We start from the raw sequence: 20,432 nt of genomic DNA on the forward strand, positions 1-20,432 counted from the left end.
TCCCGGTACGCGCGTAACGCTTTCCCTTTGGAATTGATTGAAAAAAATAGTTAAAGCGGTTCGGCGTTTCCGTGAAATGCCGAACTGTTCCAGGCTTGCCAGTCCGGCAGAAGCAGTGGCAAACTGGCCTTGCCGCGCCATCCGGCGGGCGGGGTGACGCGGTCAAACCGAGGAAACACCAGATGAGACGTCTAGCCATCCTGACTGCGGTCGCGTCCATGCTTTACGCCGACGGCGCCAGCGCCCAATACGACGATCAGGCCGCCTGCATCATGTTCGAAAATGGCAATTTTCGCGGACGGTCGATCGCGCTCGGGGCCGACGATTCGGTCAATTTTCGCGGCCGCGAGTTCTGGAACGACCGCGTGTCGTCGGTGATCGTTCGCCGAGGCTGCACTCTCGTTGCCTATGAGGATTCGCGCAGGGGAGGCCGATCGATCGAGATCAGGCGCAGGGTCCGCGATTTCGGCGGTAGCGACTGGAACGACCGAATCTCGTCCGCGGAGTGCTACTGCGACCAGTATTGACGACAAGGTCCTCGGCCTTGCCGTTTTGTGGCGGCAAGGCGAACCTTCGTCGCCGACGATGTGGGCAAACACGGCCCTGTTCATTGACAGCCGGGCGGCGTCCGTGAACATTCCCCCAGAGAAAACAAAGGGGAACTGACATGAACAGGACCATTATCCTTACGCTGGCGCTTGCCGCCGGCTTGTCCGCGCCGGCGACGGCCGCCACATCGGTCACTATCGGGATCAGCGGCTGGACCGGCTTCGCGCCGCTGACGCTCGCCAAACAGGCGGGACTCTTCGAGAAGCACGGCCTCGACGTGACCTTGAAGAAAGTGCCGCAGGCCAGCCGGCCGCTCGCCATCGCCAGCGGCGACCTGCAATGCGCCGCCACCACGGTCGAGACATGGCAGGTGTGGAACGCCAGCGGCGTGACCACCAAGCAGATCTTCCAGCTCGACAAATCCTATGGCGCCGACGGCATCGTGGTGCGCAACGACATCAAGACCGTCGCCGACCTCAAGGGCAAGACTGTCGCGTCCTCGGCGCCGGGCACCTCGCCCTATTTCCTGCTGGCCTGGGTGCTGAACAAGAACGGCATGTCGACAAAGGATGTCACGGTCGTCAATCTCGAGCCGGACGCGGCGGCGCAGGCCTTCCTTGCCGGCCAGAACGACGCGGCCGTCACCTATGAGCCGTTCATCTCGGCGGTGCGCGACAAGGCCGACCAGGGCCACATATTGGCGACCACGCTCGACTACCCGATGGTGCTCGACACGGTCGGCTGCACGCCCGAATTCCTCAAAGCCAATCCGGACGCCGCCAAGGCGCTTGCCGACAGCTATTTCGACGCGCTCGACCTGATCAAGAAGGACCCGCAGAAATCCTACGGCATCATGGGCGCGGACGTGAAACAGTCGGCCAAGGAGTTCGAGGATTCGGCGAAGTACCTGAAATGGGCCGACCGGGCGGAGAACAAGCAGTTCTTCACCAAGGAGTTCCAGGATTTCTCCAAGACCGCCGGCGAGCTTCTGCTGCAGATGGGGCTGATCAAGGAAGCGCCTGACGTCTCCACGCTGGCCGATACCAGCGCCGTGGCGAACTGAGCGGCCGCTGTCTTGCGGCGGCGCCCCGCGCCGCCGTTTCGCTTCCACAAGGACCGTTGTAAATGCCGCGCCCCCTGCATCCGATCTCGCCGGGCACGCGAACCGTGCTCGGCATTTCCTTCTTCGTGCTGTTCGTCGTTTTCTGGGCGTGGATCACGCTTGGCGGCCACGTCAACCGCATCTTTCTCGCCGATCCGCTGTCGATGCTGCGGGATGGCTGGCGGCTGCTGGTCGAGGACCGGTTCTGGCTCGACATACTGATCACCATCTGGCGCGTCTTCGGCGGCTTCGTGCTGGCATCGGCCGTCGCCGTGCCGCTGGGCATAGCGATGGGCGCGTGGAAACCTGTCGAGGCGTTCCTGGAGCCGTTCGTCTCCTTCGCCCGCTACCTGCCGGCCTCGGCCTTCATTCCGCTGCTTATCCTTTGGGCCGGCATAGGCGAACTGGAGAAGCTGCTGGTCATCTTCGTCGGCTCCGTGTTCCAGATCATCCTGATCATCGCGGTAAAGGTCGGCTCCACGCGCCGCGATCTCGTCGAGGCGGCCTACACGCTCGGCTCCACCGACAACGGCATCGTCAAGCGTGTAATCATGCCCGCCAATGCGCCCGAGATCGCCGAGACGCTGCGGCTGGTGCTCGGCTGGGCTTGGACCTATGTCATCGTCGCTGAACTGATCGGCTCGTCGTCGGGCATCGGCTACATGATCATCAACAGCCAGTCGCGACTGGCAACCGGCCAGATCATCTTCGGCATCATCGTCATCGGGCTGATCGGGCTGTTGTCCGATCTTGCCTTCAAGGCGCTTAATCGCTGGCTCTTCCCATGGAGCCTGGCATGAGCAAGCTTCTCATCGAGGGCGTCTCGCGCACGTTCGCCGGCGTGCGCGGCGGCTCACCGGTCCAGGCGCTGATGCCTGTCGACCTGGCGGTCGCGGCCAATGATTTCATCACCATCCTGGGACCTTCGGGATGCGGGAAGTCGACGCTCTTGCGCATCGTCGCCGGGCTGGAGGCGCCGAGCGAAGGGCGCGTGCTGCTCGACGGCAAAGCGGTGACCCGGCCGGGGCCGGATCGCGGCATGGTCTTCCAGTCCTATACGCTGTTCCCATGGCTGACGGTCGCCGAAAACATCGCCTTCGGCCTGCGCGAACGCGGCATGGCCGAGCGGGAGAGGGGCGAAATCGTCGCCTCCTATATCGACCTCGTCGGGCTGAAGGGCTTCGAGAACCACTGGCCGAAGCAACTTTCCGGCGGCATGCAGCAGCGCACGGCGATCGCCAGGGCGCTGGCCAACGACCCCGCGATCCTTTTGCTGGACGAGCCGTTCGGCGCGCTCGACAACCAGACGCGCGGGCTGATGCAGGAACTGCTGCTCGGCATCTGGGAACGGCGCAAGAAGACGGTGCTGTTCGTCACTCACGACATCGAGGAGGCGATCTTCATGGCATCGCGCGTGGTGGTGATGACGGCCAGGCCCGGCCGGATCAAGTCGGACGTCGCCATCGACCTGCCGCACCCGCGCCACTACACGCTGAAGACCAGTCCGGAATTCTCCGTGTTGAAGGCGCGGCTGACCGAGGACATACGTGTCGAGGCGATGCGGTCGGCAGAGGCGCTCTGAGGCGCGCCTCTATGCCGCCAGCAGCTGCTTGCGGTCGACGCGTTCCTGCTGCGGCGAGCGGGCGTAGAGCTCGCGGTAGCATTTCGAGAAATGCGAGGCCGAAACGAAGCCGCAGGCGACCGCCACCTCGACCACCGGCATCGAGGACTGGATCAAGAGATGCCTTGCACGGTCGAGGCGGATTTCGAGATAATAGCGGGCCGGCGAGCGTCCCATCTCGGTGCGGAACAGCCGCTCGATCTGGCGACGCGACAGGTCGACATGGTCGGCGATCTCGATCAGCGACAGCGGCTCCGACAGATTGCCTTCCATCAGTTCGATGATGGTCAGCACTTTCGAGTTCTGTACGCCGAGCCGGGCGCGCAGCGGCAGGCGCTGGCGGTCGGTGGGGCTGCGCACACGGTCGGTCAGCACCTGTTCGCAGACGCGGTTGACGAGATTCTCGTCGAAATCGTCGCCGATCAGCTTCAGCATCATGTCGAGCGCGGCGGTGCCGCCGGCGCAGGTGTAGATGTTCTGGTCGATCTCGAACAGGTCGGCAAAGACATTGGCCTTCGGGAATGCCTCGGAGAAGCCCGGCAGGTTCTCCCAATGGATGGCGCAGCGCTTGTTGGACAACAGGCCGGCAGCGGCCAGAACATGCGCTCCGGTGCACAGGCCGCCGACGGAGACGCCACGATTGTATTCCTCGCGCAGCCAGGCGAAAGCGGACTTGTTCTGATAGCGCTCGACATTGGTGCCGCTACAGACGATGGCCATGTTGGGGCGATCCGGCCCTCCCATTTTCCTGCGCTCCTCCTCCAGCGAGGTGTTGACCGCGCATTCGACACCGTTCGAAGCGCGCACCGGCTTGCCGTCGATGCTGGCGAGGCGCCATCGATAGGCCTCGTAGCCGAGCATGCGATTGGCCGAGCGCAGCGGGTCGAGCGCCGTCGCAAACGCGATCATGGTGAAGTCGGGAATGAGAAAAAATACAAACGATCGCTTGATCGGATGCTTAACGGCGTTCACGGGAACCTCACGCAGCCATGGCGCGAACAGAATGTCGCGAATAGCATAGCGACAACAGGAAAAACCATCCTTGTCAATCGGCTAAGGAGCTTTAGCAAGATTTAATTTGCGACATGGGTCGCAAATGGGCAATCGTGTTGCGATGCCGCGCAGCCGCGGCGCCGTCCATGATGGAAGCGCCGTCAGGGGTGTGCAAACAAACGCCGCCTCGGCGGAACCGGGCGGCGTCATCTATTCAGGCAGCGCGAAGGAGCGCTGCCTGCGGGATCGGTTCAGGCGACGAAACCGAGGCGTGCGGCAGCCATGGCGCCGGTCTGGCCGGGCATGGTGTTGGCAAGGCGCTGGCGCTCGAGGGCCGTGGTCAGGTTCATTTCGCGGCGAGGGAAAAGGCGGGCAAAAAGCTTCATGTTCATCTCCAATCGGTTGCTCAGACGGGTCGCCTTCGCTTGATGGAGTGGGGCAGCTCGTTTGCTGGCGTGGATATAGGCTTGTGTAAGTAAAAACTAAATCGCAAAAGCGAAGCACTTCATATGAAAAGCGACACGCAAGGCGGGAGCCTTTGTAGGCACTCCCGGATTTTTCGTTAGCTTACAAAGCGTTAGCTCAAAACCCAGCCGCTATGCGGCTTGTTCATATGCGCCATGCAGCGGCAGCATGGCTCCGAAATTCATGTGAACGCAAATAAAACGGCAAAATAGGTCGGTAAAACAAGAAGACCTGCCCGGCGGTTTGCGCGGCAGGCCTTCAATGCATGATACACACGGTTTACTTTGCTCCAGCCCAGGATCCGACGCCGGCGCGTATGCCGGCCTTCGTGTCGGCCGCTTCAGGCCAGCCAATATCCTTCTGCAGCTCGATCGGCAGGGAGCGGATGGCGCGTTCGGTCTGGTAGCGGGCGCGGGCCGCGCTGAATTCGGTCGCAAGCCGACCGATGGATGACAGGATAGACATTTCGATCTCCTCGTGTCGGGGCGGAAGTGCCCGGCAATGCCTTACGTCAGGTCTGTATCAGCTTCATTGCATGTCGAAGGCAGGTCTGTGTCGTGATCGTTTCGTGGCTGCCTTGGCAGCATCCTGCTTCGATGGAGTTGACTATGCGCCCGAACTGATGTTCAATCAAACGAAATGGAATGATAGTTTGCATCAGAAAAATTGAAGGTCGATCGTCATGAACGCCCCACTCAATCATCCGCTGCCGCTGCTGGACCTCGACGTGCTGCGCACTTTCGTGGCGATCGCCGAAACCGGCAGCTTCACCACCGCGGCCAATGCCGTCTTCCGTACGCCCTCGGCGGTCTCCATGCAGATCAAGAAGCTGGAAGATATTCTGGGCCGCTCGGTGTTCGCGCGCGATGCGCGCTCGGTGACGCTGACCACCGACGGGGAAATGCTGCTGGGCTATGCCCGTCGTATGCTGTCGATCAATCGCGAGGCGGTGTCCAAGTTCATCATTCCCGACATTGTCGGCGTGGTGCGGCTGGGTTCGCCGGACGATTATGGCGAGCGCGTGCTGCCGCATGTGCTGAAGCGTTTTGCGCAGTCGCATCCATCGATCGCCGTCGACGTCACCATCGACCAGAGCAGCAATCTGCGCCGGCGCATGGATGACCGGGCGCTCGACATCACGCTGCTCACCAATTCCTACAAGACCAGTGCGCTCGGCGCCGAGGTGCTGTTGACGGAACCGATCGTCTGGGCCGGCGCCAAGGGCGGCTGCGCGCATCTGCGCGAACCCTTGCCGGTGTCGCTGTGGGAAGAGGGCTGCGCCTGGCGGGCAGGGGCGCTCGAAGCGCTGAGCCGCGAGGGCCGCAACTACCGCATCGCGTATATGAGCGCGCATACGGCCGGCCAGCGCGCCGCCATCATGTCCGATCTCGCCGTGGCGCCGCTGCCGAAGTCTTTCCTCGGCAACGACATGGTCGAGCTCTGCCCCAAGGACGGCATGCCCGATATCGGCACCTACAACCTCGCCATGGTGGTAGCGCCGGATGCCAGCGCGCCGGTCAAGGCGGTGGCCGACCACATCCGGGCGACGTTCGAAGTCTTCCGGGAAACCGGCAAGTTCTGATCAACCGGGGTGCTCTGACTGGAGGCCCTGCCCCGAAGCCTCGGTGGACGGCGCTTCGAAGCCTGCTCCGGCGCCTTCAACAGGGGGCGAGGAGTTCTCGGTCAGAAACGCCACGATCCGTTCGCGCGCGCGGCGCGATTCCGGCATATCGATCAGCGGCCAGACGTGGAACATCCCTTCCTCGTGCACGAGCTCTACCTCGACGCCGGCGGCCCGCGCCTTTTGTGCGAAGATCAGATTGTCGGGCGTGAGAAGATCGCGAGAACCCGCCAGGAGCAATGTCCTGGGTAGTACCGAGAGATCGCCATAGACGGGGCTGATATGCCAGTCAGTCGGGTCTATTCCGGCACTGTAGAGCCGGATGGCCTCCCGTCCGCCCGCGATGCCCAGCCAGGGATCGTTCCGCTCCGCCTCGAACACCTCGGGGTTTGCAAGCGAGACGTCGAGGCCGGGTGAGATCAGCACATGGCGCGACGGCAAGGGCAGGCCTTCTTCGGCAGCCATCATGGTGAGCACCACGGCCATGTTGCCGCCGGCGGAATCGCCCATGAAGATTATGTCTTCCGCCTCCGTCTCGCCGAGCATCCGGCGATAGACGTCGCCGACCATGCCGAACATGGCGTGGAAGTCATGCTCGGGCGCGATGGGATAGATGGGCACAGTAAAGGCATAGCCCAGCCGGTCGGCCATGTCGGCGATCAGGTGCCAATGATAGGGCGTGATTTCAAAGACATAGGCGCCGCCGTGCAGATAGAGAACCCGCTTGCGCTCGCCGGCCCTGGGGGCGATCTCGTAGACGGGAAAGCCGTCGACGGTGCGCGTCTCGATGTTGAAGCGCTGCTGCACTGACACCGGAGGGTGATGGTCCTCTGTCCGGCGCGCCGCAGCGATCCAGCGCTGCAGGTTTTCCGGGCTGGAAAACGCCTTCTTGCGACTGTGCCTGAGCACGAAGGATACGACGTGGCTTTTCAAACTTGGCATGCGGATACACGAACTTCGGCGGCAGCCGACTAAGAGAAGTCCCCTTCATATTTGAAGATCGTGCCCTGGTCGAAGATGTCAAGATTTACGCTGTGTGCACACGTCGCTGTGATGGGCGCCGCATTTCTCGCGGGAGGGATCAGCGCTGCGGCAGAAGGGCTGCGCGCAGGCGGTTGCTGGTGACGGCCGGAGCCCCTCGCGGGCTCCGGCGCGTGCCGAGCAGTTTGCACTTTTCGGCGAAGGTCATCAGCGCGTAAAGCCCAAAAGCAGGGCGGAAAGCGCCGCCTGCGGGTCGCTGGGCGGCGAGGCCGGCCAGCCGATGTCTTTCTGGACATGCGCCGGCAGGCTGTTCAGGGCGCGGACGGCCTTGTTCCTGGCATGGGCCTGCCTGATGGTCGCACCGTAGCGGCCGAGATTTTCGAACATCGACATTTTCATCTCCCTTGAAGAACGGCGGCGGCCGAGGATTATCTTCGGCCGCCGTTCGATGCCGGGTAAATGCGCCTGCCATGTATCGGTCGGATTTCGCGAAAACGGTGATTTGGTTTCCGGATCAGTCAATCCGGAAACATTTGCATACAAATGAAATTGCAGGTGATTGACACCCCCGAGCGATCGCTTCTCGGCCGCGTCCAAGAGGGCGTGCCGCGATCCTACCTAGCTTGCCCGTTGACAGCAGATGGCGGATGTCTGCTATTGTGCATTGCAGCATCGGGGGTGCGGGTAAGGAGTATGGCGTGAATGACATTCACAGTATCCAATACCTTCGAGGACTCGCCGCTTCCGCGGTAGTTTGCTTTCACATCAACGAACAGTTCGGCGGTCCGTTCGCGGTCGGTGCTGCTGGCGTCGACCTGTTTTTTGTCATCAGCGGTTTCATCATGTGGGTGACCACGGCCGATCGCCCTGCCAATCCACGGCGTTTCATATGGCGTCGGATTGTTCGCATCGTGCCGCTCTATTGGATCGTCACGGTGCTGACCGCGCTGGCAATTTTCCTCAAGCCGCAATTTCTCTACGGACATGTGCTGAGCCCGGAAAATTTTTTCGGCTCGCTGGTGTTTCTTCCGATCGTGCAGGATGGGGTACTTCATCCCGTGGTGATCCAGGGCTGGACGCTGTGCTATGAAATGATGTTTTACGTCATTTTCGCCTTGGCGCTCTTTTTAGGCGAGAAGCAGCGTTTTGCCGCGCTGATCGGCGTGCTGACGGTGATGGTCGCATCGAACTTGCTGCTCAAAGGCTACCGCTTTACCTCTCCCCTCATGCTCGAGTTCGCGGCCGGCATTGTTATCGGGCGGCTGTGGATGGAGGATATTCGGCTCCGGCTTGTGCTGGCGCTGGCGCTGGTTGTTGGCGGATTTCTCCTGTTGATGACGATCCAGATGCTTGACCCCGAGCTGCCTCGTGTTCTGCGTTGGGGTATTCCGGCGACCCTGATCGTTGCCGGAGCGGTTTTTGCCGAGCGTGCCAGACCGTTCAACCCCGTGGCCCTGCTTACATTTTTTGGTAGTGCCTCGTATTCGATCTACTTGTGGCATGTGCTGGTGGTTGTCGTGGTAACTGGCATCATGCTGCGGCTTGGGGTTCCGCCAAATTGGCAGCCGGCGCCGATTGCCTTGATCAGCATCGCGCTTTCCGCGATGCTTTACCTGTCGATTGAAAAGCCGCTGACGGGCTTTCTCAACCGGTCGCGCGTCAAAAGCATGCCGTTGCTGGCTCAGCGGCCCAGCTTGCGCTTGCCATCGAATGAGGCAAACGACTGACAAGCGGCCAAGGCGCCTCGGCGTTGCATTGTGCCCTAATTTTATTCCCGGCCACGTCGCGCGGCGTGGCCTTCGCGCGAGCGCCGGCGCGGGGTGGCGTCGCCGGCGATGCCGTCTTCGCTCACCGTCTTGCGCGGCGGCAGCTTCACCGCCGCCGACAGTTTCGGGAACGGATCGACCTTGTTCGGCAACGCCATCGCATAGACGAAGTGCTCCTGGAATTTGGGCTCCAGTGCGGTCTCGATCTTCTCGATCTGGCTCACCGTCTCCTCGATCTCGCGACGATAGCCGCGATTGAGCAGCGCCATGCGCGCGCCCGCGCCGGCGGCGTTGCCGACGGCCGAGACCTTGTCGAGGTCGCAATCGGGGATCAGGCCCAGCACCATGGCGTATTTCGGATCGATGAAGGAGCCGAAGGCGCCGGCGAAGTGGATGCGGTCGACATGCTCGGTGTTCTGCTTTTCCATCAACAGCTTGGTGCCGGCATAAAGTGCTGCCTTGGCGAGTTGGATGGCGCGCACGTCGGTCTGGGTGATGGTGATTTTCGGCTCGCCTTCCTTCAGCACGTAGGAGAAGGTGCGGCCGTTGGCGACGATACGCGGCGAGCGCATGCTGAGCGATCCGTCGACGACGCCGTCTTCGGAAATGATGCCGGCCAGATACATCTCCGCGACGATCTCGATGATGCCGGAGCCGCAAATGCCGGTGACGCCGGTCGCCTGCACGCTGTCGAGGAAGCCCGGCTCGTCGGACCACAGTTCAGAGCCGATGACGCGGTATTTCGGCTCGAGCGTGTCGGGATCGATGCGCACGCGCTCGATGGCGCCGGGCGCGGCGCGCTGGCCGCCGGAGATTTCGGCGCCTTCGAAGGCCGGACCGGTGGGCGAGGAAGCAGCCACGACCCGGGCACGATTGCCGAGCACGATCTCGGCGTTGGTGCCGACGTCGACGATCAGCATCATCTCGTCCTGACGATGCGGGCCCTCCGACAGCGTCACCGCCGCGGCGTCGGCGCCGACATGGCCGGCGATGCAGGGCAGCATGTAGAGACGTGCGCCCGGGTTGAGCTTGAGACCGATATCCGAGGCCTTGATGCGCACCGCGCCCGAGACGGCGAGCGCGAAGGGCGCGCCGCCGAGCTCGGTCGGATCGATGCCGAGGAACAGATGGTGCATGATCGGATTGCCGACGAAGACGGAATCCAGGATGTCGTTGCGCTGGACACTGCCTTCCGCGCAGACCTTGTCGACGAGGCCCGAGATCGCCTCGCGCACCGCGACCGTCATGCCTTCGCGGCCATCCGGGTTCATCATCACATAGGAGACGCGGCTCATCAGATCCTCGCCGAAGCGGATCTGCGGGTTCGACGTGCCTGACGAAGCGGCGACGCGGCCCGACAGCAGCGACACCAGATGCATGGCGATGGTGGTCGAGCCGATATCGCAGGCCAGCCCATAGGCCTCGTTCTTGAGGCCGGGCCACAAAGCGATGACGCGCGCGATATCGCTGTCGGCATCCTTGTGGATGGCGGCGGTCGCGGTCCAGTTGCCCTTGCGCAAGATGCCCTGCACCTGCGGCAGCAAATAGAAATCGAATTCGAGGTTCTTGAAGTTCCAGTCCTTCATCAGCGCGATCTTGAGCCGGTCGAGATCGCCTGAAGGATTGTGCATGTCGGGTTCTTCGATTTCGACATAGCACATGCGGATTGCCGTATCGCGCGCGATCACCCTGGTGTCGGCATCCTTGCGGATGGTCTGTGCGTTGATGACCGTGTCCTGCGGCACGTCGATGACAAGGTCGCCGAGGATCTGCGCCGAGCAGGAGAGGCGGCGCCGTTCCGGCAGGCCGCGCACGCGCTCATAGCGCTCTTCCTTGGGCCCCTTGGGCGAGATGTGGTCGTTGGAGGAGACGATCTTGTGCTTGGCGAAATTGCCTTCCTGCACCTCGATCTGGCAGCGCCCGCAAGTGGCGCGCCCGCCGCACACGCTCTCGACATAGACGCCGAGCTGGCGCGCGGCGTCGAGCACCGGCGTGCCGACCGGAAACCGCCCGCGTTTGCCCGACGGCATGAACAGCACGAGCGGATCGGTGATGTTGGTATGCGAATTCACGATTGCGCGCTTATCCCCTTGCCATGCGGGCTTCACGACCGCCACGACGGCGACCGCCATTGCCGCCGCCTTCGCCTGGTGCATTGACCGCCGTCGGAGCGGCGACCGCTTGGCCGCCTTCGGCCGGCCTGTAATCCTTATAGGTGCGAATCCAGTTGGTGCAATTCTCGTCGGTGCCGTTCAGAACGTTGGCGCCGCGCACGGCTTCCATTTCCTGCGGACGCACCGGGTTCATGATGGCCGATGTCATGCCGGCGCCGATCACCATCGGGATGAAGGCGGCGTTGATGCCGTGGCGGTGCGGCAGGCCGAAGGAGATGTTGGACAGGCCGCAGGTGGTGTTGACCTTCAGTTCCTCGCGCAGACGCCGCAGCAGGGCGAACACCTGGCGGCCGGCGTCGCCGAGCGCGCCGATCGGCATGACCAGCGGGTCGACGACGACGTCATGCGCCGGAATGCCGAAATCGGCGCAGCGCTGCACGATCTTCTTGGCGACGGCGAAGCGCACATCCGGATCCATCGAAATGCCGGTCTCGTCATTGGAGATGGCGACGACCGGCACGTTGTATTTCTTGATCAGCGGCAGGATGGCTTCGAGTTTTTCCTCCTCGCCGGTGACGGAGTTGACCAGCGGACGGCCCTTGGCGACCTTGAGCGCCGCCTCGATCGCGGCGGTGACCGAGGAGTCGATCGACAGCGGCAGGTCGACCAAGCCCTGGACGATCTCCAGCGTCTGTACCAGCAATGCCGGCTCGGTCGCGTTGGGGTCGACGGCGGTGACGCCGGCATTGACGTCGAGCATGGTGGCGCCGCAAGCGGCCTGTTCCAGCGCGTCCTTGATGACGGTTTCGAAATTGCCGGCGATCATCTCGGCGGCGAGCTTCTTGCGGCCGGTCGGGTTGATGCGCTCGCCAATCACGCAGAAGGGCTGGTCGAAGCCGATGATGATTTCTCGTGTCGCCGAGGCAACGATGGTCCGGGTCATGAAATCTCTCCGTCGTGATATAAAGAGTTCTTTATATCGTTATCTCTTGTCGATCAAGCGAATGGTGGCTGTCCCGCAAGTCAATGCGCGGTCTTCACCATGTCCACCTGGGTTTCGGTAACATCGTCGTGCAGGATATGGTCGAGCCGGTCGGCGACCATCTGGTCGTCGCGGCGGATTTCGCGCTTCCACGGCTGGCGGCCCTTCAGCACGCCCGATTCATCGACGATCTCGGCGACATACTCCTCCTGGCGGTAGGCCATCACATGGACGCCTGAAACGCCTGGGATTTCCTTCACCTCGTTGATGATGTCGATGCAGAGCTGCTTGCCTTCCTTCTTCTGGTCCTGGGCGCCTTCCAGCCGCTTGATGACGGTATCGGGAATATGTATTCCCGGCACGTTGGAGCGGATCCATTTGGCGGTCTTGGCCGAGGCGAGCGGTCCGACACCGCACAGGACGAACACTTTCTCCGTGTGGCCGAGATCGCGTGCCTTTTGCATGAAGGCCTTGAACATCGGTACGTCGAAACAATACTGCGTTTGGACGAACTGAGCGCCCGCGGCGATCTTCTTGCCGAGATGGATCGGGCGGAAGTCGAAGGGTGGTGCGAACGGATTGACGGCCGCGCCGAGGAACAACTGCGGCGGCGTGGTGAGCTTGCGGCCGGACAGGAACTTGCCGTTGTCGCGCATGATGCGGATGGTTTCGAGCAGCGACATGGAATCGAGGTCGAACACCGGCTTGGCGCCGGGCTGGTCGCCGGCCTGCACGCCGTCGCCTGTCAGGCACAGCATGTTGGCGACGCCCATGGCAGCCCCGCCCAGCACGTCGCCCTGGATGGCGATGCGGTTCTTGTCCCGACAGGCGATCTGCATGATCGGGGCATAGCCCATGCGGGTCAGGAGCGCGCAGATGCCGACCGACGACATGTGGCAATTGGCGCCCGACGCATCGACGGCGTTGATGGCATCGACCCAGCCGTCGAAGATCTTCGCCCTGTTGTAGACGTCTTCGGGATCGGCGCTGTCGGGCGGGTTGAGCTCTGTGGTGACCGCGAATTCACCGCGTCGCAGGACGCGTTCGAGCCGGCCGCGCGAGGTATGGCCGGGCAAGGGGTCGAGCGGCAGATGGATGCCGGCCGGGTTCTCGTCACGCTGGCGGGCGATCATGCGGCCGCTCCGGTCGTCCCATCGGCCGCGGCTTCACGGGCCGCTGCCGCCTGCGCGGTGACGCGCAGCCAGGCGGACGTTTCGCGCAGCGACTGGTCGACCGGCTTCTGCACGGCGAGAATCCTGTCGCCGTGCTCCATGTTGCGCGCCCCCTCCCAGGCCTTGACCCAGACGCAAGGCATGTCGGGCTCCACCTCGCAATTGCCGTTGGCGCGCACGCCGCCACAGGGGCCGTTGCGCAGCTGTTTTGGGCAGTTCATCGGGCACGACATGCCGGTCGAGGACAGGATGCACTGGCCGCACATGCGGCAGTCGAACATGAAGCCCTTGACGCGCTTTTCGACAAACTTCACCGGGGCCTCGACACGGCTGTAACCGATACCTTTCCACAAGGGATGCAGCAGAAGGAACATGTCGGCGAAGCGGGCATAGAACCATTCGAGCAGGCGCGAGTGCCGGACCGACCACAATCTCACCGCGAAGGAGCGCTGCACGCGGCGCTGTGGCGACACGTCGGCCGGCTTGTAGTCGGATTTCGGTGCTGCCTTCTTGACCAGGGTCGCCTGGGTGATCGGCTGGAGAGCCGGGCTCTCCTTGGCGGGAATGGTTTCAGACATTTTCTTTGCCGCCCGCCTTCACCAGAGCGATCAGCCGCTCGCGGTCATATTTCGCGTCGATGTCCTGGAATGCCTTCTCGACCTCGGCTTCGAGGTCGTCGCCGACCGGAACCGGATCGGCCTTGCGCCATTCGGCCAGATAGTCGTCGGTGCCGCCGGCGCCGGTGCGCATGGCGCACATGTCGATCGCCTCGGTGAAGCGCAACGGCAGTTCGCGCTTGGCGTTCTGGCGGCCTTTCCTGACGATGACCTGGGCAGGGATGTCGCGCCAGTAGACGACGATCAGATCGGCCATGAATTCTCACTCCTCGATCTGCGAGCATTGCCGCATGCGCAATTGGGCCGCTTGTTATGGGACGACGCGCGCGCATTCAAAAGCGACGCATTTGGATGTCGTAAAATGAAAGGCAATCTTCAATGTCGGCCTGAGGCAGAAATCAGCAGGAATGATCGATGCTGCCATCGAAGCCATTGTGCCTCAGATCGGCAATGCGGACGATCATGCTCCGTTTGGGATCGAATGGAAGATCCTGAAAAGCGAAGTCGCGATAGAAGTCTCTTACGCCTTCGTCCAGCGGGTGTGTGATAACGCCGAAGCAGCCGATATTGCTGGAAAACCGCACCGCCGTCCTGAGCGCAAACAGGAGAAGGGAGCGCCCGCAGCCGCGTCCCTGATATTTGCGATCGACGGCCAACTGGCCGAGCAGGATTACCGGAATAGGGTCAGGCCGATTACGCTGTGCCGATTTGGGCAGGTATGCGCGTTCGATCTGGCCAGCGCTCAGCGCAACGTAAGCCGCTATCCCACCGGTTTCGGAATCACAGACGAGGCTCGTCCGCGACAATCCATCCTGCTGGTTGCGCCATGCATGACGGCGAAGCCAGTTGTTCAACGACTCGCGACCGCAATCGAAAGCGTCCCAGTCGTCATCCCCGGCGAGCGGACGGGGTGGCGTCAGTCCCGCCATACTGGCCTGGACGCAGCAAGCCTTTGCAGTCTGGGCTCGGTCTTTGGTGTCGATTTCGCCCAGGCCTCGAATTGTTCCCAATCGACGACGGGAATAACGACGACACGACCGCCCAAAACCTCCATCTCGGCGGCCTCAACAGCCTTGCGCCGAATGAAGTCGCTCAGATTTGTATGAGCCTGCTTGGCGGCGGCCTCGAGAATGTCACGCTCGTCCGAGGTGACGCGAACGCTGACAGGCGCCATGCTGGACATCGATAGGGCTCCATATTTTGTATGACAATAGCATACGATCGCCCGTATCGCCAGCGCTACCAGATGCCGGTTCTGAGCCCGGTCCAGAGATAGAACCAGATCGTCGGGTGGTACCACTGTTTAGATGGCAGGCTTGGATCGAACGTCACGAGTTTTCCGGCCAGAGCATCGCTGACCGCCTCGACGCAGATGTCGCGCGAAAACGCCGTTTGGCGCAGCGCATAGCTTGAGATCGTGTCGCCTGGTTTCGGCTGGCCGTATGCCTGTTTCAGCACGCCGCCCGTGTCCACGCCGGCATCGACCAGATGCACCGTGGTGCCGAAATTCGCGGAATCGCCTGATGCCAAAGCCCAGTAGCCGCCGTTCATGCCGCGATATTTCGGCGTGATGCCTGCGTGATAGTTGAGCACCGGGCAAGGCATCCTGGCCAACATGTCCTTCGACAGGAGTCGGCAGCCGTTAAGCAGGACGACGCCTGGCTGGATTCTCTGGATCGCCGCGAGACACTCCGGCCCATTGGCCGAGGCAACATGGATGATCTCCTGGCCCGGCCGCGGCTCGGTATCGAGCTTCTCCTGCGCAATCAACCGGGCGGCATGGCTGGCGTAGAGCCGCTTGCCCAGCCTGCTCAGCACCATCGTGCCGAACTGGCCGATAGCCTGCAGCCAGCCCTGGCGACGGGCACGGCCAAGCAGCAATCGCTTTTTGGATTCAGGGACTTCCAGGATGACGATGACAGGGCCGACATGGTCGGCAATGGCGTTGACCATTGCCCATACGTGCTGGCCGCCTCCGGTGACAACCACGATCGGTCTCGGATTGGTTTCCGGTACTGCCATTGATCTTGCCACCCCCGGGACCAACTGCCACGGCCGGAGCTTAGACGAGGCGGGTTAATCCTTGGTATGCCGGAGTCGTCAGGAAGGCTCCGCTCAGCGCTTGAACTCCATGATGTCGAGCTTCGATTCGTAATAGGGAGCGGGGAACTCGATGCGCCATTCCCCGGCGCTATTGCGGAAGGCGTAGCCGACCTGGTCGGTCCGGGGGCCGCTGCCATAGGGTTTTGCCTGATCGTTGTTGACGGAACCGGAGCCGAGATAGATCGCACGCTTTTCGCTGTCGTCGAAGAAGCGGCCCTTGGTGCGCTGCGAGCCGGTGAGCTTTTCCAGCCGCCAGCCGGAGCCGTCGTCGGTCACCCGGCATTTGAACCAGCCATAGATAACGAGCGGGCTCAGCCCGCCCACCTTGATGGTGCGGCATTGCCACTTGCCGGTGAGGTCCTTGTCGGAGAAGGCAACCAGCGGCTTGGCAAGCAAGGCGTCGAGTTGCCTGACCTCGCCAGGATTGCCCGCCTTCGCCTCGGCAAGAGCCGCCTTGCGCGTCTCGCCATATTTGTCCAGCCGCGCCTTGTCGGCGGCGGTGATCAGCTTCTGCACCTCGCCGTCAGCAAGCGCGGGCAAGGTGCAGCAGAGAAGGCCGGCAACGGCAAGCATCGGGCGAAGGGTCATCGGCATTCCTCGTCGGTGTCCGGCAGCCGACCACTGGACGGCGCCTTTGCATGGCTTGCGCGCAATTTACCCATTCGCGGCAGGCTGTCATCCGTGCTTAACAACGAAACCACGCCGCGATCCAAATTAAGGCAATTGGCCTGGGAACAGATCAAGGCCATTCTCCAGTAGAAGGCAGCGATCCGTCCTGTCTTCGCCTTCGGAAAGGGCGATAATCGCCAATCGCCGCGCAAGAGGGCCGCAGCCCAGCCAGCGTCAGACGTCAGCCGCGGCCTTGGCCAGCCCAGCCGTCAGATCGCCATAGCCTGTCGCGCGCCGCTCATAGACGAGGCCAAGCAGTTTCGCGGCCCTTTCCGCGACCTTGTCGAGCTCCGGATCGTCGGTCTGGGCCAGGTAGATCAGCTTCTCGTAATTGCCGAAATAGTCCTTGATCAGCTCCGGATGCCTGTCGAGGCCGAGCGGCTTCATGAAGAAGGCATCGAATTGGCGGCAGAGGAAATCGGTCATGTAGAAGGACATCATGTCGTCGTCGGCGACCTTCGCATAGGCATCCATGCCCTGGTAGAAGGCGAAGCAATGCGGACCGGCCATGCGTTCGACGCCATGCTTCTCGCAGACCCGATCGAGCAGGCCGCCGGTGCCGCAATCGGCGTAACCGACGAAGATGTTGCTGTAGCCGTCCGCCTTGGCCTTTTCGATGGCCTTGTCCATCGCCGGCGCGATGCGGTCCGGATAAAAATGAAACTCGGCCGGAAGGCATGTCAATTCGAGGTGATGGAGCCCGAGCTGTTCCTTGACGGCCAACACCTCGCGCGCAATCATCCCGCAGGCGATGATGAGCAGCTTGTCCGCTTGATTCTGCTTGGGTCTGGGCATCTTCATGAAACCAGCCGAGCCGGCTTTCGTTGCTGTGGGGCGATCTACCGAGAGAGGGATAAACCGTCGATGAAACTGTTACGCATTGCGCCAATCGCAATCCTGGCTTGTGCCCTGGCCCTTTCGGCCTGTGCCAACACCGTCCGCGGCGTCGGCAGGGATATCAAGTCTACCGCGAAGGCCGTTGACGATACCGTCAAAAAACCCTGACCGCCGCTCCCAACATCTGGGAACAAAAAAGCCGCGCTGCAAGGCGCGGCTTCGTTTGTTGAGCGTCCGCCTTGCCCTTGTATCAGGCGGAAGCGCGCACATTGTGTTTGCGCTTCATGTAGTCCTTGGCGGTCTCGACCGCCACAGCGGCGTCGCGGCAATAGGCGTCGGCGCCGACCGCCTTGCCGAATTCCTCGTTCAGCGGCGCGCCGCCGACCAGGACGACGTAGTCGTCGCGGATGCCTTTTTCCTTCATAGTGTCGATGACGACCTTCATGTAAGGCATGGTCGTGGTCAGCAGCGCCGACATGCCGATAATGTCCGGCTGGTGCTGCTCGATGGCATCGAGATATTTCTCGACCGCATTGTTGATGCCAAGGTCGATGACGTCGAAGCCGGCGCCTTCCATCATCATGCCGACGAGGTTCTTGCCGATATCATGGATGTCGCCCTTGACGGTGCCGATCACCATCTTGCCCTGCTTGGGCGCGCCGGTGGCGGCGAGCAGCGGGCGCAGGATGAACATGCCGGCCTTCATCGCATTGGCCGACAGCAACACTTCGGGGACGAACAGGATGCCGTCGCGAAAATCCTCGCCGACGATGCGCATGCCTTCGACCAGCGCTTCCGTGAGCACCTTGTAGGGTGCCCAGCCGCGCTCGAGCAGGATGCGCGTGCCTTCCTCGATCTCTTCCTTCAGACCGTCATAGAGATCGTCGTGCATCTGCTGCACCAACTCGTCGTCGGAAAGCTCGGAGAGGATAATCTCGTCGTCGGACATTGTTTCTCAGGCTCCTTGCTGCCGGGAACGACCATGGCAGCTTAAAATCAACGCGCCAATACCTAACCCGCAAGGGGCGGGTATCCATAGCTGATTTGCGACTTCCCGCAAAAGGAAAGCGACTGAAAAATCTATCGGTTTTCTTGTCGATTTTGCGACAGGCGTTGGCGCGGACGGGCCGTTTCGAATAGGGTGCATGGCTACGATCCGCCGGAAGCCGCGTTCGGCGGCCACAACGGTTCCGGGCCGGGCGCTAGTCAAGCCGGTCCAAATTCAGGGAAGAACGATCATGAGCGAACACGCGGCAGTGGACCAGGAAGCGTCAAACGCGCGACGTGGACGCGGCGCCAGCGGCGGGGCGGCGGCACGGCGGGCGGCGCGTTCGGGCGGCGGTCCCGGCACCCAGCTCACCTACATCAAGCGCAAGATCAACGTCTATGAAGTGCTGGACGAGGAAGGCCTGGCGCTGATCGAGAAGAACACCGACACGGTGCTGGAAGAAATCGGCATCATCTTCCGCGACGATGCGGAGGCGTTGCAGCTGTGGAAAGAGGCGGGCGCCGACGTCAAGGGCGAACGCGTGCATTTCCCGAAGGGGCTCTGCCGTTCGCTCTTGAAGACCGCGCCCCCCATCTACACCCAGCATGCCCGCAATTCCGAACGCTCGGTGCAGATCGGCGGCAATGCCACCGTCTTCGCCCCGGTCTACGGACCGCCCTTCGTGCGCGACCTCGACGGCGTCAGGCGTTACGCGACGATCGAGGATTTCCAGAATTTCGTGAAGCTCGCCTACATGGCGCCTTCGATCCACCATTCGGGCGGCACCGTGTGCGAGCCGGTCGACGTACCGGTCAACAAGCGCCATCTCGACATGATCTACGCGCACATCAAATATTCCGACAAGCCGTTCATGGGTTCGGTCACCGCGCCGGAACGTGCTGAGGACACGGTCGCCATGGCCAAGCTGGTGTTCGGCAACGACTTCGTCGAAAACAACACGGTCCTGACCAGCCTGATCAACGCCAACTCGCCGATGGTCTTCGACGAGACCATGCTTGGCGCGCTGAAGGTCTATGCGCGCCACAACCAGGCCTGCATCGTCACGCCGTTCATCCTCGCCGGCGCGATGAGCCCGGTGACGGTGGCCGGCACGCTGACCCAGGTGCTTGCCGAGGTGCTTGCCGGCGCTTCGTTCACGCAGCTGATCCGGCCCGGCGCGCCGGTGCTGTTCGGCACCTTCGCCTCGTCGATCTCGATGCAGTCGGGCGCGCCGACCTTCGGCACGCCGGAGCCGTCGCTGGTGTCGTACGGCGCCGCACAGCTCGCACGGCGCCTCGGCCTGCCGTTCCGCACCGGCGGTTCGCTCTGCGCTTCCAAAATCCCGGATGCGCAAGCAGCCTATGAAAGTGCCAACACGCTGAACTCGACCATTCTGGCCGGCACCAATTTCGTCCTCCATTCGGCCGGCTGGCTCGAGGGCGGGCTGGCGTCCTGCTACGAAAAATTCATGATGGACATCGACCAGCTCGGCATGACGCAAAAATTCTCCGAAGGCGTCGACCTGTCGGAAAACGGCCAGGCGATGGACGCCATCCGCCAAGTCGGGCCGGGCAGCCACTATCTCGGCTGCGACCACACGCAGGCGAATTTCCAGACTGCCTTCTATCGCTCCAACATCGCCGACAACAATTCATACGAGCAGTGGCTGGCCGAAGGCGAGAAGACCGCGCCGCAGCGCGCCAACGAACTCGCCCGCCGCTGGCTGGAATCTTATGAGGCGCCGCATCTCGATCCGGCGATCGACGAAGCGCTGAAGGACTTCATCGCCAAGAAGAAGGGGTCGATGCCCGACGCCTTCACGTGAAAGGAGCCCGAGTCAGGCGGGGCTAAA

Annotated in this window: 23 protein-coding genes; 7 read left to right on the forward strand and 16 right to left on the reverse strand. The window is 62.3% G+C overall.

What is annotated here, in order from left to right; translation table 11 throughout:
- The first annotated feature begins 182 nt into the window (after nt 1–182).
- The 4 genes from FJ867_RS11730 (at nt 183) to FJ867_RS11745 (ending at nt 3,233) form a co-directional block, all read left to right on the forward strand.
- On the forward strand, nt 183–527 hold the full coding sequence (locus tag FJ867_RS11730) for a peptidase inhibitor family I36 protein (RefSeq protein ID WP_140495638.1): 345 nt from the start codon (nt 183–185) through the stop codon (nt 525–527).
- A 140-nt stretch (nt 528–667) separates the two neighbouring features.
- The gene (locus FJ867_RS11735; protein ID WP_140555034.1) at nt 668–1,612 is read left to right on the forward strand and encodes an ABC transporter substrate-binding protein; all 945 of its coding nucleotides are present in this window, start codon (nt 668–670) and stop codon (nt 1,610–1,612) included.
- A gap of 62 nt (nt 1,613–1,674) precedes the next feature.
- Nucleotides 1,675–2,451 carry an ABC transporter permease gene (locus FJ867_RS11740; RefSeq protein ID WP_140495640.1) on the forward strand — a complete coding sequence of 259 codons (777 nt, stop codon included), beginning with the start codon at nt 1,675–1,677 and terminating at the stop codon, nt 2,449–2,451.
- Nucleotides 2,448–3,233 carry an ABC transporter ATP-binding protein gene (locus FJ867_RS11745; RefSeq protein ID WP_140516345.1) on the forward strand — a complete coding sequence of 262 codons (786 nt, stop codon included), beginning with the start codon at nt 2,448–2,450 and terminating at the stop codon, nt 3,231–3,233. Before FJ867_RS11740 ends, FJ867_RS11745 begins: the two co-directional genes overlap by 4 nt.
- Nucleotides 3,234–3,242: 9 nt before the next feature.
- Here FJ867_RS11745 and FJ867_RS11750 read toward each other — a convergent pair whose 3' ends face one another.
- The 3 genes from FJ867_RS11750 to FJ867_RS11760 form a co-directional block, all read right to left on the reverse strand.
- Entirely contained in the window at nt 3,243–4,244 is a 1,002-nt protein-coding gene (locus FJ867_RS11750) for a GlxA family transcriptional regulator (RefSeq protein ID WP_140495642.1), read from the reverse strand.
- A 272-nt stretch (nt 4,245–4,516) separates the two neighbouring features.
- A complete protein-coding gene (locus FJ867_RS29290; protein ID WP_127853696.1) occupies nt 4,517–4,651 on the reverse strand; it encodes a hypothetical protein in 135 nt (44 codons plus the stop codon).
- 358 nt (nt 4,652–5,009) lie between these two features.
- Entirely contained in the window at nt 5,010–5,195 is a 186-nt protein-coding gene (locus FJ867_RS11760; protein ID WP_140495643.1) for a hypothetical protein, read from the reverse strand.
- A 217-nt stretch (nt 5,196–5,412) separates the two neighbouring features.
- Between FJ867_RS11760 and FJ867_RS11765 the strand changes: the two genes are divergently transcribed.
- Entirely contained in the window at nt 5,413–6,312 is a 900-nt protein-coding gene (locus FJ867_RS11765; protein WP_140564156.1) for a LysR substrate-binding domain-containing protein, read from the forward strand.
- On the opposite strand, the gene FJ867_RS11770 is transcribed toward FJ867_RS11765, so the two are convergent.
- Nucleotides 6,313–7,293 carry an alpha/beta hydrolase gene (locus tag FJ867_RS11770; protein WP_140817440.1) on the reverse strand — a complete coding sequence of 327 codons (981 nt, stop codon included), beginning with the start codon at nt 7,291–7,293 and terminating at the stop codon, nt 6,313–6,315.
- A gap of 246 nt (nt 7,294–7,539) precedes the next feature.
- The gene (locus FJ867_RS29360) at nt 7,540–7,929 is read right to left on the reverse strand and encodes a hypothetical protein (RefSeq protein ID WP_318012479.1); all 390 of its coding nucleotides are present in this window, start codon (nt 7,927–7,929) and stop codon (nt 7,540–7,542) included.
- Between the two features lie 101 nt (nt 7,930–8,030).
- Here FJ867_RS29360 and FJ867_RS11780 point away from each other — a divergent pair, with 101 nt between their 5' ends.
- Entirely contained in the window at nt 8,031–9,059 is a 1,029-nt protein-coding gene (locus FJ867_RS11780) for an acyltransferase (RefSeq protein ID WP_246672698.1), read from the forward strand.
- 41 nt (nt 9,060–9,100) lie between these two features.
- Here the strand turns inward: FJ867_RS11780 and FJ867_RS11785 are convergent, their stop codons facing one another.
- From FJ867_RS11785 to FJ867_RS11840, 11 genes are all read right to left on the reverse strand, one after another.
- Nucleotides 9,101–11,230, reverse strand: a complete 2,130-nt coding sequence (locus FJ867_RS11785; RefSeq protein WP_140495647.1) for an ASKHA domain-containing protein — start codon at nt 11,228–11,230, stop codon at nt 9,101–9,103.
- Nucleotides 11,181–12,155 carry a methyltetrahydrofolate cobalamin methyltransferase gene (locus FJ867_RS11790; protein ID WP_140579818.1) on the reverse strand — a complete coding sequence of 325 codons (975 nt, stop codon included), beginning with the start codon at nt 12,153–12,155 and terminating at the stop codon, nt 11,181–11,183. Before FJ867_RS11790 ends, FJ867_RS11785 begins: the two co-directional genes overlap by 50 nt.
- Nucleotides 12,156–12,235: 80 nt before the next feature.
- Nucleotides 12,236–13,327 carry a methylenetetrahydrofolate reductase gene (locus FJ867_RS11795; RefSeq protein ID WP_140495649.1) on the reverse strand — a complete coding sequence of 364 codons (1,092 nt, stop codon included), beginning with the start codon at nt 13,325–13,327 and terminating at the stop codon, nt 12,236–12,238.
- On the reverse strand, nt 13,324–13,944 hold the full coding sequence (locus FJ867_RS11800; RefSeq protein WP_140670275.1) for a methylenetetrahydrofolate reductase C-terminal domain-containing protein: 621 nt from the start codon (nt 13,942–13,944) through the stop codon (nt 13,324–13,326). Before FJ867_RS11800 ends, FJ867_RS11795 begins: the two co-directional genes overlap by 4 nt.
- Complete coding sequence (locus FJ867_RS11805; RefSeq protein WP_140495651.1) at nt 13,937–14,239, reverse strand: virulence factor; 303 nt, start codon at nt 14,237–14,239, stop codon at nt 13,937–13,939. The genes FJ867_RS11800 and FJ867_RS11805 overlap by 8 nt, the downstream gene beginning before the upstream one ends.
- 142 nt (nt 14,240–14,381) lie before the next feature.
- Nucleotides 14,382–14,912, reverse strand: a complete 531-nt coding sequence (locus FJ867_RS11810; protein ID WP_140495652.1) for a GNAT family N-acetyltransferase — start codon at nt 14,910–14,912, stop codon at nt 14,382–14,384.
- Nucleotides 14,900–15,166: a DUF6290 family protein gene (locus FJ867_RS11815; RefSeq protein WP_140521108.1), complete on the reverse strand. Its 267-nt coding sequence runs from the start codon at nt 15,164–15,166 to the stop codon at nt 14,900–14,902. Before FJ867_RS11815 ends, FJ867_RS11810 begins: the two co-directional genes overlap by 13 nt.
- A 56-nt stretch (nt 15,167–15,222) precedes the next feature.
- On the reverse strand, nt 15,223–16,005 hold the full coding sequence (locus FJ867_RS11820; RefSeq protein WP_140817442.1) for a formyl transferase: 783 nt from the start codon (nt 16,003–16,005) through the stop codon (nt 15,223–15,225).
- 93 nt (nt 16,006–16,098) lie between these two features.
- Complete coding sequence (locus FJ867_RS11825) at nt 16,099–16,674, reverse strand: DUF4893 domain-containing protein (protein ID WP_140817443.1); 576 nt, start codon at nt 16,672–16,674, stop codon at nt 16,099–16,101.
- Nucleotides 16,675–16,929: 255 nt separating this feature from the next.
- A complete protein-coding gene (locus FJ867_RS11830; protein WP_140817445.1) occupies nt 16,930–17,556 on the reverse strand; it encodes a DUF1638 domain-containing protein in 627 nt (208 codons plus the stop codon).
- A gap of 286 nt (nt 17,557–17,842) precedes the next feature.
- A complete protein-coding gene (locus FJ867_RS11840; RefSeq protein ID WP_140495658.1) occupies nt 17,843–18,541 on the reverse strand; it encodes a B12-binding domain-containing protein in 699 nt (232 codons plus the stop codon).
- A gap of 289 nt (nt 18,542–18,830) precedes the next feature.
- Between FJ867_RS11840 and FJ867_RS11845 the strand changes: the two genes are divergently transcribed.
- Complete coding sequence (locus FJ867_RS11845; RefSeq protein ID WP_140516329.1) at nt 18,831–20,405, forward strand: trimethylamine methyltransferase family protein; 1,575 nt, start codon at nt 18,831–18,833, stop codon at nt 20,403–20,405.
- The last annotated feature ends 27 nt before the right edge of the window (nt 20,406–20,432 follow it).

It is taken from the genome of Mesorhizobium sp. B2-5-3, assembly GCF_006441005.1.
GTDB lineage: Bacteria > Pseudomonadota > Alphaproteobacteria > Rhizobiales > Rhizobiaceae > Mesorhizobium.

Bases quoted from the DNA above. Each gene is read 5' to 3' on its own strand.
- FJ867_RS11795 (WP_140495649.1), bottom strand. From the start codon at position 13,327: ATGATCGCCCGCCAGCGTGACGAGAACCCGGCCGGCATCCATCTGCCG.
- FJ867_RS11760 (WP_140495643.1), bottom strand. From the start codon at position 5,195: ATGTCTATCCTGTCATCCATCGGTCGGCTTGCGACCGAATTCAGCGCG.
- FJ867_RS11820 (WP_140817442.1), bottom strand. From the start codon at position 16,005: ATGGCAGTACCGGAAACCAATCCGAGACCGATCGTGGTTGTCACCGGA.
- FJ867_RS11845 (WP_140516329.1), top strand. From the start codon at position 18,831: ATGAGCGAACACGCGGCAGTGGACCAGGAAGCGTCAAACGCGCGACGT.
- FJ867_RS11785 (WP_140495647.1), bottom strand. From the start codon at position 11,230: ATGGCGGTCGCCGTCGTGGCGGTCGTGAAGCCCGCATGGCAAGGGGAT.
- FJ867_RS11800 (WP_140670275.1), bottom strand. From the start codon at position 13,944: ATGTCTGAAACCATTCCCGCCAAGGAGAGCCCGGCTCTCCAGCCGATC.
- FJ867_RS11735 (WP_140555034.1), top strand. From the start codon at position 668: ATGAACAGGACCATTATCCTTACGCTGGCGCTTGCCGCCGGCTTGTCC.
- FJ867_RS11790 (WP_140579818.1), bottom strand. From the start codon at position 12,155: ATGACCCGGACCATCGTTGCCTCGGCGACACGAGAAATCATCATCGGC.
- FJ867_RS11830 (WP_140817445.1), bottom strand. From the start codon at position 17,556: ATGAAGATGCCCAGACCCAAGCAGAATCAAGCGGACAAGCTGCTCATC.
- FJ867_RS11810 (WP_140495652.1), bottom strand. From the start codon at position 14,912: ATGGCGGGACTGACGCCACCCCGTCCGCTCGCCGGGGATGACGACTGG.
- FJ867_RS11740 (WP_140495640.1), top strand. From the start codon at position 1,675: ATGCCGCGCCCCCTGCATCCGATCTCGCCGGGCACGCGAACCGTGCTC.
- FJ867_RS11840 (WP_140495658.1), bottom strand. From the start codon at position 18,541: ATGTCCGACGACGAGATTATCCTCTCCGAGCTTTCCGACGACGAGTTG.
- FJ867_RS11825 (WP_140817443.1), bottom strand. From the start codon at position 16,674: ATGACCCTTCGCCCGATGCTTGCCGTTGCCGGCCTTCTCTGCTGCACC.
- FJ867_RS29290 (WP_127853696.1), bottom strand. From the start codon at position 4,651: ATGAAGCTTTTTGCCCGCCTTTTCCCTCGCCGCGAAATGAACCTGACC.
- FJ867_RS11770 (WP_140817440.1), bottom strand. From the start codon at position 7,293: ATGCCAAGTTTGAAAAGCCACGTCGTATCCTTCGTGCTCAGGCACAGT.
- FJ867_RS11815 (WP_140521108.1), bottom strand. From the start codon at position 15,166: ATGTCCAGCATGGCGCCTGTCAGCGTTCGCGTCACCTCGGACGAGCGT.
- FJ867_RS11805 (WP_140495651.1), bottom strand. From the start codon at position 14,239: ATGGCCGATCTGATCGTCGTCTACTGGCGCGACATCCCTGCCCAGGTC.
- FJ867_RS11765 (WP_140564156.1), top strand. From the start codon at position 5,413: ATGAACGCCCCACTCAATCATCCGCTGCCGCTGCTGGACCTCGACGTG.
- FJ867_RS11745 (WP_140516345.1), top strand. From the start codon at position 2,448: ATGAGCAAGCTTCTCATCGAGGGCGTCTCGCGCACGTTCGCCGGCGTG.
- FJ867_RS11730 (WP_140495638.1), top strand. From the start codon at position 183: ATGAGACGTCTAGCCATCCTGACTGCGGTCGCGTCCATGCTTTACGCC.